This window comes from Calidifontibacillus oryziterrae (assembly GCF_000331575.1).
In the GTDB taxonomy this organism is placed as follows: Bacteria; Bacillota; Bacilli; order Bacillales; family Bacillaceae_J; genus Calidifontibacillus_A; species Calidifontibacillus_A oryziterrae.
On sequence record NZ_KB223527.1, the window covers coordinates 1,605,019 to 1,618,352 of the forward strand.

At 39.3% G+C, this 13,334-nt stretch carries 12 protein-coding genes; all 12 read right to left on the reverse strand.

The genetic code is table 11. The features are described 5' to 3' along the window. Nucleotides 1-33: 33 nt before the first annotated feature. The 12 genes from D612_RS19315 to D612_RS19590 all read right to left on the reverse strand — a co-directional run bounded on the left by D612_RS19315 (nucleotide 34) and on the right by D612_RS19590 (nucleotide 12,816). On the reverse strand, nucleotides 34-171 hold the full coding sequence (locus D612_RS19315) for a toxin-antitoxin system HicB family antitoxin (protein WP_083888530.1): 138 nt from the start codon (nucleotides 169-171) through the stop codon (nucleotides 34-36). An 84-nt stretch (nucleotides 172-255) separates the two neighbouring features. Next, nucleotides 256-594, reverse strand: a complete 339-nt coding sequence (locus tag D612_RS0116280) for a DNA-directed RNA polymerase subunit beta (protein WP_017756563.1) — start codon at nucleotides 592-594, stop codon at nucleotides 256-258. A 259-nt stretch (nucleotides 595-853) separates the two neighbouring features. Next, complete coding sequence (locus D612_RS0116285; RefSeq protein WP_017756564.1) at nucleotides 854-1,690, reverse strand: flagellar hook-basal body protein; 837 nt, start codon at nucleotides 1,688-1,690, stop codon at nucleotides 854-856. A 13-nt stretch (nucleotides 1,691-1,703) separates the two neighbouring features. After that, complete coding sequence (locus D612_RS0116290) at nucleotides 1,704-2,549, reverse strand: flagellar hook-basal body protein (RefSeq protein WP_017756565.1); 846 nt, start codon at nucleotides 2,547-2,549, stop codon at nucleotides 1,704-1,706. Between the two features lie 92 nt (nucleotides 2,550-2,641). After that, nucleotides 2,642-3,643: a rod shape-determining protein gene (gene mreB, locus D612_RS0116295; protein WP_017756566.1), complete on the reverse strand. Its 1,002-nt coding sequence runs from the start codon at nucleotides 3,641-3,643 to the stop codon at nucleotides 2,642-2,644. Between the two features lie 740 nt (nucleotides 3,644-4,383). After that, entirely contained in the window at nucleotides 4,384-4,656 is a 273-nt protein-coding gene (gene spoIIID, locus D612_RS0116305) for a sporulation transcriptional regulator SpoIIID (RefSeq protein WP_017756568.1), read from the reverse strand. Nucleotides 4,657-5,583: 927 nt separating this feature from the next. Continuing rightward, nucleotides 5,584-6,246 carry a 3'-5' exonuclease gene (locus D612_RS0116310; RefSeq protein ID WP_017756569.1) on the reverse strand — a complete coding sequence of 221 codons (663 nt, stop codon included), beginning with the start codon at nucleotides 6,244-6,246 and terminating at the stop codon, nucleotides 5,584-5,586. A 1,016-nt stretch (nucleotides 6,247-7,262) separates the two neighbouring features. Then, entirely contained in the window at nucleotides 7,263-9,200 is a 1,938-nt protein-coding gene (locus D612_RS0116320) for a DUF294 nucleotidyltransferase-like domain-containing protein (RefSeq protein ID WP_017756571.1), read from the reverse strand. Then, on the reverse strand, nucleotides 9,172-10,845 hold the full coding sequence (locus D612_RS0116325) for a sodium:solute symporter family protein (protein WP_017756572.1): 1,674 nt from the start codon (nucleotides 10,843-10,845) through the stop codon (nucleotides 9,172-9,174). Before D612_RS0116325 ends, D612_RS0116320 begins: the two co-directional genes overlap by 29 nt. Before the next feature lie 158 nt (nucleotides 10,846-11,003). Beyond that, complete coding sequence (locus D612_RS0116330) at nucleotides 11,004-11,306, reverse strand: DUF4212 domain-containing protein (protein ID WP_017756573.1); 303 nt, start codon at nucleotides 11,304-11,306, stop codon at nucleotides 11,004-11,006. Between the two features lie 518 nt (nucleotides 11,307-11,824). Then, complete coding sequence (locus D612_RS0116335; RefSeq protein WP_017756574.1) at nucleotides 11,825-12,007, reverse strand: hypothetical protein; 183 nt, start codon at nucleotides 12,005-12,007, stop codon at nucleotides 11,825-11,827. Nucleotides 12,008-12,516: 509 nt separating this feature from the next. Continuing rightward, nucleotides 12,517-12,816: a hypothetical protein gene (locus D612_RS19590; RefSeq protein WP_154649499.1), complete on the reverse strand. Its 300-nt coding sequence runs from the start codon at nucleotides 12,814-12,816 to the stop codon at nucleotides 12,517-12,519. Nucleotides 12,817-13,334: the final 518 nt, after the last annotated feature.

Genomic DNA, 13,334 nt, shown 5'->3' on the forward strand with positions numbered 1-13,334 from the left:
ATAAGAGAGCTTTTTTTCGCTCTCTCTGAAATACTAGTCTTTTTTTTTAAAATGTTTTTTCATTTCTTCTAACCCAAGTGATTGGCTCAATTTATATATCATATATTGATTTAGAGAAACCCCTTCTTGTTTTGCTTCACCAGCTAATCCCCAGTGTAAAGTTTTGGACATTCTTAATACTATTATATATGAAATTTTTAAAGGAAAATAAAAAGACAGGTTTAAAATTCTCCTGCCTTTTGTTCCAGATGTATTTTAGTTTTTCGGTGTGTCTTTTTCTACAAGGTCGATTAAGTGCGACCAAGTGGATGTTTTCAATATATCGATGGCTTTGCCATCACCAATGACACCATAGCCAAACATTAAGCCTGCGGTTACACTGATCAGCAATAAAAAGGCAATAATTAGCAAGCGAGCCCATATTGGAATGAGACGTAGCTTTGGACGTCTTTCGTAGCTTGACTCATTAGTTTGGCTTTCTGATAGTTGTTCTTGTTCTACTTGGGCAGAAATCCGGGCTTGCCTTCGCTCTTGGCGAAGCTGTTTGCGTGTATTCCGTTCGCTTTGCCTCATATTTTCAAATTCACTTGCCATTGGTTTGTGACTCCTTTTAGTGCAGATATTATTTTGCAGGTAAATGATGCATGTTCTGTTTGGCTTGTCTTAGGCGACTGTGCGTTTATTTCTCGATTTGTTTGTTCGTTTAAGGTGGAAATTATTATTGCATAAGTTGCTATCATAAATATGATTGGCGTTTTGTTGCTTTCTACCATGTTCGCATTAGAAGATGGCCTTTCTCGAAAGCAGGTTATGTTTCTTCTATTATATAGAAGGTTTATTTTCGTATTTTATTTTATCTTAGGCTTGTGATTAATCCAGCCATTTGATCAGAGATTGAGATTGATTTTGCATTGAACTGATAAGAGCGTTGCGCTGTCATTAGTTCGGTCATTTCTGCTGCGAAATCAACGTTAGACATTTCTAGCGCACCTTGTTGGATTGAACCTTCGGTCGGATCGACATATTCAAAGACTTCTTCTTCAAATAGGTTTAATGCTTCAAGGTCAGGTAATCCGTATTGATTATCACCCGTTGAAAGCAGAAGCTGTGGACGAATTACACGCACGAGCTGAAGCTGACCGACTGATTGTTCCGTATTATCGTCGTTTGTAACAATAATTTCCCCAGTTTCAGTAAATTTTATATTTTTATAGTTGTCAGGAAGGTAAATCGGTTCACCTTCGCCATCAACGACATAATCACCTTTGCTAGTTACAAGGGCAAGCTGGCCTTCCTCTTCTGTAGGTGACAAGTAAAAGGCACCGTCTCGCGTATAGCGTGTTAAGTATTGACCGTTTTCCTCTGTTAACAATTCAAAAAATTCATTCGGTCTTGTCAACGCCAAATCTAACGGGCGCTCTGTGATGTTGAGCGCACCTTGTTCCATGCGGATATTTGTTTCTGATAGCTTTGCGCCACTGCCTTGGCGAATTCCGTCTGGTGTGCGGCGACCAACTTCCTTCGGTGCGTCCGGTTGGTTATTGATTTGCTGGAAAAGAAGGTCGTTGAAGCTTGTTTCTCTTCGCTTGAAGCCGTTTGTATTCGTATTAGCAAGGTTTTGACCAATTGTATCTATTTTTTTCTGTAGCTGCGCCATTGTGGAGCTAGCTGATAATATTGAACGATTCATTGATCATCCCTCCTTAGCGAATTCGGCCGATTTCGTTAACCGCTTTTTCCATGCTTGAATCATAGGCTTTTAAGATTTTTTGATTGGCTTCGAACGTGCGGTATGCCATCATCATTTCGGTCATCGTTTGTTCGATGTCAACATTCGAGCGCTCGATGAATTTTTGCTTCACTTGAAAAACAATTTCAGGATCCTCGATTGCACTTGGCAGCTCTTGGCCCGCGCCTTCAACACGGAAGAGGCCATTGCCTTCTTTGACAAGGTTGTCCGGATTTTCTGCATAGACGATGTTGAGCTGTTGATCGGTATCTTCGCCATCTTCAAAGAAGCGACCGTCAGATGTGATCGTAAATTCATTTCCGTAAATGATAATCGGGGCCCCGTATGTATCAGTGACATAGTAGCCATCGTTTGTTGTAAGGTATCCTTCTCCGTCAATGGTGAAGTTGCCGTTGCGGGTATAGCGCGGTTCACCATCGGCGTTTAGTACTTGTATGAAAAGCGCACCAGGTCGATTTGTTTCTTCGTTAATCGGAAGATTGACGTCAACGAGGGCGATGTCGGTTTGATTGCCAGTTTCTTGAATATCACCTTGGCGGAATTTCGGCTGCGTTTCTTGCATGTATACGCCCGTATTAATTGGACCGACTGTGTAGGCGCCTTTAATTTGGTAGCGCTTCGTGACAGGCAGTGTTTCGGTATTCATGCTTGTGATCAGCATTTCCGGGAATGCACGTAAACTGCCTTGGTCTTCCTTGAAGCCCGGTGTATTAGCGTTTGCAAGGTTATTCGTTAGCATTTCTTGGCGGCGTTGCTGCGATATCATACCGGCTGCCGCTGTATAAAAACCACGGAGCATGTTAATCTCTCCTTCCGGGGACAGGTTTGATGTCCCATTATTTAAGAATCACTGGGACAAGGAACCTGTCCCTATGTCTTTTATCGACACGTTTAGCCCCAACGTTTACTTGGAAGTTTATCCATGTTATCGAGCATGATGCCTGTGCCGACGGCAACGCAGTCTAGTGGGTTTTCGGCTATTAGCACTGGTACTTTAAGTTCTTCGGCTAGTAGCATGTCGATGCCGTGTAGTAATGCGCCACCACCTGTTAGGATGACGCCACGATCGATGATGTCGGCTGATAGCTCTGGTGGCGTCCGTTCGAGTACGCTCTTCGACGCTTGGACGATCATTGATACTGGTTCGCGTAGTGCTTTTTCGATTTCTTCTGAGTAAACGGTGATCGTGCGCGGTAGGCCTGATACCATGTCGCGACCGCGAATATCGATTTCTTCTTTGCGTGCGCCTGGGAATACAGTGGCAACGTTGATTTTGATGTCTTCGGATGTCCGTTCACCGATAAGGAGCTTGTATTCTCTTTTGATATAGGCGAGGATTTCGCTGTCGAGCTTGTCCCCTGCCATTTTAATTGAAGAGGCGGTGACGATGTCGCCCATGGAAAGCACTGCAACATCTGTTGTTCCACCGCCTATATCGATGACCATGTTTCCGCTTGGTTGAAATATATCCATGCCTGCCCCGATGGCAGCTACTTTTGGTTCCTCTTCAAGGAATACTTTTTTACCGCCGCTTTTTTCTGCTGCTTCGCGAATTGCTTTGCGTTCGACTGATGTGATGTTTGTTGGGCAGCAAATGAGCATGCGTGGCTTTGAGAAAAAGCCTTTGACGTTGATTTTTTCGATAAAGTATTTGAGCATTGATTCTGTTACGTCAAAGTCCGCGATGACGCCGTCTTTCAGTGGGCGGATCGCTACAATATTTCCTGGTGTACGTCCTACCATTCGTCTTGCTTCCTCACCTACTGCGAGGACGCGACCTTGATCACGATCAATCGCTACTACTGATGGTTCGTTCAAGACGATTCCTTTTCCTTTGACGTGTATTAATACATTGGCAGTCCCCAAATCAATTCCAATATCCCTAGCAATCATTTATTTGTTATCCTCCTTAAACATTTCCATGCCTGGACGTTGCTTTTATTGTTTGTTTTCGCTCGCGGTTTACCGGTTTGCGTGGCTAAATTTAATTGAGTTCGACTTAACGTTCCATTTGTTTCGAGTATTTTTTTGCAGCCGGTCCGTTACGTTAGTATCTAAGGTTATATTTTAACATATTTGGGCATGGTTCGTCATTGTTTGTTTTTAGAATTTGGTTGGTATTTGGAATATTGGGTGTTGCGTTTGTGTTTCGGAATTTCGGGCTTTGGATTTTGGGTGTTGGGTTTGGGCTTTGATTTTTTATTTTTGGAACTCTGTGTGTTGGGTTTGGGCTATGATTTTTGATTTTTTGGAACTCTGTGTGTTGGGTTTGGGTTTTGATTTTTGATTTTTTGGAACTTTTTCTTAGTGTTAGGCTACGTTTTTGATTTTTGGACTTCGACTGGTGTTGGGTTACATTTTGATATGATATTGAGTTTAACAAGTGTTAGGTTGCGTGTGATTTTGTTTTTTGAGTTTGAATACTATTCGATTACATTTTTGATTTTGTTTATTGAGTTTGACTGGTGTTGGTTTGCATTTTTACATGAGTTTGACTGGTGTTGGGTTGCATTTTTACATGAGTTTGAATAATGTTTTTCGGTTACATTTCTTTATTAAGTTTTGCTTAAAATGGTCTGGATTCTTTGTTTACTAGACGTTTATTTGATTGGCTTTGGCTTGGCTCGGGCGACTTATTTCACTAGCTCACCTTCGGCTTTGTCTGATTTGTATTTCTGTTTTGTTGCTTCACCGCCTCTGAGGTGTCGAATTGATTTATGATAATCGAGGATTTCTTTTACTTCATTCGCTAGTTCGGGATTAATATCAGGTAGTCGCTCTGTCAAATCCTTATGGACAGTACTTTTGGAAACGCCAAATTCTTTCGCTATTACACGAACTGTTTTCTTTGTCTCCACGATATACTTGCCAATCTTGATAGTTCGTTCTTTGATGTAATCGTGCACACCGCTCGCCTCCCTAAGTTGGATGTGAGATGGGTGAAATGAGACTTGCGCTCACCTCAAACTCTCTTTGTATGGTTTATATATGTTTATTAGAGAACAAGTTGTATTATGCTAAAAAGTCAAGGGGGACAAGGGATTTGTTTGAATATTTTAAAAATTCGTTGGTGGGGTTGAAGTAAATAGGGGAGAGTTTGGTGGGAATGGGAAAACTTTAAGGAGCAATATATACTGTTATGTTTTCAGAACCTTTTCTTAAAGTGAAATTTTCGTGGTTTTTCTGAGGTTGTTATGAATAATGAGTTTACACATAGAAATATGAGATTTATTTTTGTTTTTATGTAGTAATCGTGGCGTTTTGGTGATTTTAAGCGTTTTTTCTTAATTTTTAGTTAGTTGGTAGTGGTTCTATTGGCTACACTGGCCAATTTTTCAGTTTGAACTTACTGATTTATTTAGTTTTTATGGATTTTTTTACTAATATTTACTAATTTTAATGAGGATTTTTATAATTGAGAATGTTTATTGTCCGGCTGAGGGGTTTTATTGTCCGCTGGCGGAATTTTATTAACGCGGAATGGAATTTATTGTCCGAGAATGGAGTTTTATTAGCCGATTGACAATTTGTGGAAATCCGTGGCTCGTTTTTTTTTATTGATTCAATGAAGAGGGTTTTTTTCGCTGTTTTTTAACCGAGGGTTTGTGGTTATTTTTGTAAAATCAAATTTTAAAGGAGCAGCTTCACACTTGCGTGGACACCACTCCTGTTTTTTTAGTAAATATTTTTGGCGTACTAGGATGAATTTTTTCTACAGATATTTCTTTTTTCTATATAGGCCGTAGCATGGCGTGCTTTTGTGAACCTCATCTGCCAAATGAATTGGTGGCGGAAATGAAGCACCTGATTTTTTTTTCAAAAAATTCCTCAACCTAAAACGTTGCCAAGCGCGCCTCTGCATCGCTATATTTCAGCAATTCTCCCCATGTGCGATAGCCGCGGTCGACAAATTGCTGCAGTAATTCACTGAAAAGGTATGCTGTCGTAAGTGCATCTCCCAACGCAGAGTGTCGCTCATAAATTCGCGTTCCAAATGCCATGGCGTACCTCTCTAAATCGCGCATTTCCCAAGATGGACTAAGAAAACCGATGACATCAAGGGTGTCAACTGTTCTCGGCTTTTTAAGAGCTTGTTTCGCTCGCCGTAATTCTTGTCTGAGTACCATTATATCGAAAGAGACATAATGCCCAACCATCGCCACACTATTATTATTTCCAATATATTCAAAGTACTCCATTATTGCTTCAAGTGAGTCTGGAGCGCCTTTCACCTTCTCTTCGGTTATTCCCGTGAGTTCTGTTATCTTCTGCGGGATATCTCGTTTTGGTTTAACAAATGTTTGAAACGTTTGGTGTTCAAGTACTTCAAAGCCTCTCATGTTAACAGCACCTATCTCAATTAAGCGATCGGTCGTTGCTACTTGAAAACCAGTGGTCTCTGTATCATATACAGTAAAAGGGAGTTCTTCAATTGGTGTCGATAAAGGCACAGAGTCATCTAGTGGACATGAAATTGATTTTCGCAACCAGAACAAACATAGGCCCCCTTTCTTCTTTCTTCCTTCCTAAAGGTGTTGAAGGTTGATGCTGAAATATCACTTTCAATTACCCCCCTGTAATTGAAAGGATCGTTTCATTAAGTTTTGTATTGTTGTCCATTTATGATAGAAATAGGTTTCCGTTACAAATGGATAACTGTCGTTTAGTACTTTACTTATGTTCGTAAGCTATCAATGCACTGTATTTTTAACTTTTATTTAGGTTGATTCTTTGCAATTTTTAGGTGTAAGTAGATTTGTGAACTCTAGCTAGATTATTAAAATATTAGTTTTACATTTTAATAACGCCACAGAAACTTCGTAGACCAACTCTTACGATCAAAAATATTTAGATGACCATATAATATTCATTTTTTCTTACTTTGTTTCCGCTTTCATTTATAGTTGTGATTCTTTATGCTTTAATGAGCTTCAATGTGATTTAATGCTCTTGCTTCAAATGTGCTTCAATGTGCTTCAATGTGCTTCACTTCAAGTGCTTCATTTCCTTGAATCTACTTCAAATGTGCTTCAATGTGCTTCACTTCAAGTGCTTCATTTTTCTTGAATCTGCTTCAATGTGCTTCAATGTGCTTCACTTCAAGTGCTTCATTTCCTTGAATCTACTTCAATGTGCTTCATTTTTCCATATTTTGCCTCATCATTAATATTTTTCCACCCAATCGTTCCCTCTATCCAAACGTAGGCGAATTCAATTACTCTGAACTGTTTAGATACGGCCGATTTTTTCATAAAAATCTAGCAACTGATGTGACTGATAAATCCAGATAGACACCCTTGGTACCATGGCGTTGACCACAGAGGTAGCCAGGGCAGTAGCCACCAAGGAGCCTGGAACCCTACCAAGGTGGTAGCCACCCCAGTGTCCATAGCGGTATCCATAGCAGTAGCCACCAAGGAGCCTGGAACCCTACCAGGGTGGTAGCCACCCCAGTGGCCATAGCGGTATCCATAGTGGTGGCCATAGAGGCGCCTGACCCCTCCAGTTATTGCTAGATTGAGAATTCTCCGAGCATTTGGCTTTGGAGTTCGCGGAATGTTTTGAGCGTAAGGATGAGTTCTTCTTTTTCTCTTGTGGTGAGGTGTGTGAATGTGAGTTTCGAAGAGGCTTTTTCCCCGCGTTTGTACCCGCCCCATTTTTGTTTAATATAGATCATCATGACTTGTTCGAATGCTGTTTTTAAGTCGGTTGCAAAGTTTTCGGTGATGATTCCTTTGCGAACTAGGAAATCGATGCGTTCTTCTGGTGTTCCAGCCACAATTAAGTGTGATAGTGTTAAGATTTGCAGGCTGTGATGGAACGGGAAGAGAATTTCCTTTTTAATATCAATATGCTTGCGGTCCAATCTGAATAATGACCGAATTGGATGGTCAAGGTTTGGTATCGTACGTTCCTTTTCTTCTGATGCCATCCGATATAGGAATATTTTTGCGCGCTCAAGCTGCTGAGCGATTTGGTTCTCAAATTTTTCATTTAAGCGCAGGCTTCCATATAAATAGCGGAATGAAAAGAAGTTTTGCGCCAATAAAATATTATCGTTTGTTGCTTGGAGCATCCACTGGCGTTGCCGTGTTTCCCATGTTTTAAGGGACCCGCGCCAAATTGGATTGTTCGACATCATATGACCGATACAACGTGCGTACCCCGCTCTTTCCATATAAATAACTATTTCTTCACCGAGCAATGCAAAATATTCATCTGTCCGCTCGCGCTGACCTGCCTCACTATCTTCATATACTAAGAAATGATCCTGGTCCGTCATCATAAACTGTTCACCACGACCTGAGCTTCCCATTGTGTACCAACAGAAGTCAACTGGTGGCGTTAAGCCTTTATTCACGCGTAGCGAATCAACTGCAAGCTGAACGCAGCGCACGGCCAAACGATCATAAAGAGCCGTGATCACTTCTAAAATGTGAGTCGCTGGCACTTTATCTTGTATTAATGTTTCTAAAACTAAATAGATTGCTTCTTTAATAGATGGTAGATTCTCTTCATCGATTTGTTCAATGCGACGAAGCGTTCTTACTGTGTTTTCGTTTTTCTTCCGCAGCAAATCACCTAATGATACAATGCCAACTACTTCGTTTGTCTCCTCGTGGACTACCGGCAAATGCTTAAACCCTTGCAGCAACATAGTTGTTAAAGCAGCATAGTAATATTCGAGCCTTGAAATTGTACTTGGATTTTTCGTCATCACATATTCAACCCGTAAATCATATGGCTTTGACTTAGCCAGTACACGATTTACAAGATCTGTTTTTGTTATAATTCCGACTAGCTTCTCTTCCTCTAAAATAACAATTGAATCGATTTTGTTTTGCGCCATTAAAGTTGATACTTCTTGAACGGTCGCTTCCTTCGTTACAGAAACTGCAGGCACCATAATATCCTGCAAACGAACAACGAAATGATTGCTTTCTGATAATTGACGCGTGATTTTTACTTGCTCAGCTAACGACATGTAAATATCCTTCAATCGCATTGCCGTTTGCTGCAATAAATAATCACGAACACCTTCATCTTCCCAGCGCTCTTGGATCACACCAAAAGGTATTAACACACCATAACAAGATTCTAGCGCTCTCACTCGAACCATTTCTTCATATTTATTTGATTTAGACACGCCTAAAAAATTCGCTAACGTCGGGAAGCCGATTAACTCGCCTTTTTGAATAACCTCTAGCGCTTCAATCCGGTCGTGCTCCTCATCATAAATATAAACTTCAGCAGACCCTTCTAGTAAAAGTAAAAGACCATCGCGCCGCTGATTTGCCTGATAAATTAATTCCGTTTGCGCATATTCCTTTATTTCACATAGTTCAAATAGCTGTTTTTCCTCATGCAAAGGCACCCCTTTAAAAAAGGGGTGTCCTTTAATTTGTTCATAAACTTGTTGTTTATCCAATCTTTGCTTCGCTACCTTCATCCATCCATACCTCGCCATCTTTGTATGTCATTTGCTCTGGATAACGTAGATCAAGTACTTCTTCTTGGCTCTCAATTGATGGTGCTGGTGTTGCAAGTGATACAAGGATATTAGCTAAGAAACCAGCTGCAGCTCCAAACAGACCTGCCCCTGTATCGATAATACCTGCGACTGTAAAGCCGCCATATTTTGCTGCAAAAATATAAGCTAATGTTACAGCAAGTCCGATTACCATACCCGCGATAACGCCTTGTGCATTCGAACGCTTCCACCATACACCTAGCATAAGTGCTGGGAAGAATGAACCTGCTGCAAGCGCGAACGCCCATGCAACAATCTGTGTAATAACCCCTGGTGGGTTTAATGCAACTAAACCAGCAATTACTGTCGCGATCAGGATTGACCAACGACCAACTAAAAGACGTTTTTTCTCATTTGCCTTTGGATTAATTGTACGATAGTAAATATCATGTGCCAACGCAGATGAAATTGTAATCATTAGACCACCTGCTGTTGAAAGTGCCGCAGCCATTGCTCCAGCAGCTACTAAACCGATAACGAACATACCAAGGTTTGCAATTTCTGGTGTCGCCATAACGACGATGTCGTTAGCGATAACAAGCTCTGCCCATTGTAAAATTCCGTCGCCATTTGCATCTGCAATTTGCAGTTTACCAGTTTCAATCCATGATCCTGTCCAAGCCGGTAAGTTTGCCATTTGTTGACCAGCTACTTGAGTCATAAGGATAAAACGAGAGAACGCTGCGTATGCTGGTGCTGATAAGTATAACAACGCGATGAACAATAATGCCCAAGCACCAGACCAACGAGCTGCTTTCATTGTTGGAACTGTATAGAAACGTACAATTACGTGCGGAAGTCCCGCTGTACCAGCCATTAGCGTAAACATTAATGCTAAGAACTGTGCTTTTGTACCATTTGTAAATGGTGCAAAATATTGTGATACACCCAATGCTTCATCAAGCTCTTTAAATTCAGATACGATATGACCATATGATAACCAAGGAATTGGGTTACCAGTGATTTGTAATGACATGAAGATTACCGGTACTAGGTAGGCAGTGATTAATACAATATACTGCGCAACCTGTGTCCAAGTGATCCCTTTCATACCACCCATTGTAGCGTAGAAAGCGATTAATACAACCCCGATTAATGTTCCTACTTTTGCATCTACCTCTAGTAGACGTCCAATTACAACCCCTGAACCTGATAACTGTCCGATTGAGTACGTAAAGCAGATAATGATTGTTGCAATCGCACCGATCAAGCGTGCTTTATCACTTCTGTAACGGTCACCTAAGAATTCAGGTACTGTATAACGACCGTACTTACGAAGCTGTGGTGCTAGAAGGAAGGTTAACATTAAGTAACCACCTGTCCAACCCATGATATACGCTAAACCATCATACCCTAGAAGCATGATTGTACCAGCCATACCGATAAACGATGCAGCACTCATCCAGTCCGCGCCAATCGCCATACCATTCCAAACTGGTGATACTCCACGTCCTGAAACGTAGAAATCAGATGTAGATTTCGCTGTATTATAAATGGCTATCCCGATATAAAGTGCAAATGATGCCAATATAAACGCCATTGATACTATAAACTGTTGATCCATATAGACCCCCCTGTATTTTTAATATTTTTTGTTACTACTTACTACTTTCTCCCTATTTAAAAAAGTATAAGATTAGTAATCGTTGCTTTCACAATACTTATAAAAGATTGCTATATGCACATTTATTTTTCATTCTTCAATTACTTATAAAGGATTGTTTAATGCTCGACTGTTTTTCCATTACTTAAAGCTTCATTACGCTTCTCGTCAATGCCAAACTTTTTGTCGATCTTATCACTAACAATTGCATTTATAAATAATAGAAGTACGAACGTTAATACTGCACCTTGTGCTCCCATGAAGTAATGGAACGGCATTCCATTAAAAGTCATTCCTGCAAATGCTTCTGCAGACGCAACAATAACGAATGAAGCAATGAATCCAATTGCTAAATAGATAATAATGTTTCTTGTTCGTGCTTTGAAATAAGCATCTGCAATACTTTTGTCAATCTTCTTCATTCAAGATTTCCCCCTTTACTTATTTGCTAGCCAAAAAAACTTTCTCCCCTTGTTACAAAAAGCTACATTATCCATGATCCTCTTAGTAACACCACCTCCTTAAAGTAATTTTGTTGAAACTATCGATTCATACTCTAGTTGCAAAGTTCTCGCCCCTTGATTATCTCTCGGAATACATGATCTTCTTTCGAACTCACGACTAGCTTTCGAACTCATGATCATCTCTTGAGCTAATGATTATCTCTCGATGGAATTGATAATCTTTCGAATCATGACTTACTTTCGAACTCTTGATCATCTCTTGAGCTAATGATTATCTCTCGATGGAATTGATAATCTTTCGAATCATGACTTACTTTCGAACTCTTGATCATCTCTTGAGCTAATGATTATCTCTCGATAGAATTGATAATCTTTCGAATCATGACTTACTTTCGAACTCTTGATCATCTCTTGAACTCACGATCTTCTTTCGAACACGATCATCTCTGAAACTACGATTATCTCTTGAGCTTCGATTATCTTAGATCGAAAATAAATTGGACCGTCTCCCAAAATGGTAATGGAACCATTAATATTTTGATAAATAAGTAGCCAAAGATTCCTAAAAACGGTACTGACAATAACGCTAGCTTTTGTTTCTTTATTGCGAAAAAGACACATAAAACAGTGATAATTCCATATAGAATGACTAAAAACATCGAGATCCCCCCAGACCTTATTCATAGTTGTTGGTCCGCTATTACAATTTGCGGAAATGCCTTTAAGACAAGATTTTATAACTTTATTACATGTAAGCGTATTCAATTAGCGAGGCAAATTTTTTATAACTTTAAAAAATGATAGGGAGCTTCCTGATCTAACTTTTCTTTAGGTTGTCCCTTTTATTCAGGTTGTCCCTTTTATTCACTGGAAGACATGTAAATGAACTTTTTGGCCGAAGACTTTAGTACTATGCTAAATGGCTTTCCACTGTGACTTTAGTATGAAATTGCGATGATCTTTGAGGTAAATACTAGCCTTTTTTCATAAATGTATGTGTTTTAGTATTATGACAGTACCATCTGTTTTATAACACAAATTTTTAGAAAATTCATATATTTGTATTTAAACAGATGAATTTAGGTATCGTCAAGCAATTTATTGAAGGTTTTCTGCATTTTTTTGTATGAAACTACTTTTTATTTTAAAAAAAGCAGCTCTATCATAGCTACTTTTTCTTCGTTTTAATTTTGTTATAATAATAAATTATTAGTGAGACTACTAGTAAGAAAACAAGGAATAACAGTATGGTAGTAAGATCCATATTCGAATTTGTAAGTGACACATCTTGTGAGCTTGTCAAAATTTTCGTTGGCATTGTGCTACTCGTGGAGATTTTGCTTGAAGAAAAAGTTGATAACATCCAATCGAACCAGCCAAGTTTAGAGCCTTCATAGATTACAATTGACCAAACAGAAATACAAACTATAAATAATAGTAATATAATGATTTTTAATCTGTTCTTCATTTGGCTCACCTCGCTCATTTTTTTCAAAAAATCACGATGGGAAACAACGGCATTTTGTGATGATCAACAATTTTTGCTATTTTGAACCTATACTGTTCATGTCAATTATAACAGTATTCTAGTAACTTAGTGTGTTTCGCGCTATATTTACTGTATTTATAGCAAATTTTCGACTGGACAACTAGGGTACTTTGACCGATTGTGCAAAAAAATAACCTTGGATTAAATTTTTCCAAGGTTTCGATCACCATTTTTTGATCCGAGAAAATTATTAATTTTTTGTAGAAAGTAATTTGTTAAACTGAGAACCTTTGTATTTTGATCTAAACACTTGTTTGTCAGTTTTGTCATCAAGACTTGATTGTCTGATTTAATATGAATTATTTTCAGACTGAATACTGATTCTTCTTCATCTTAATGTGAATCATCATCAACTTGATTGAGAATCTTCAGCTTGATTGAGAATCCTCAACTTGATTGAGAATCCTCAGCTTGATTGAGAATCCTCAGCTTGATTG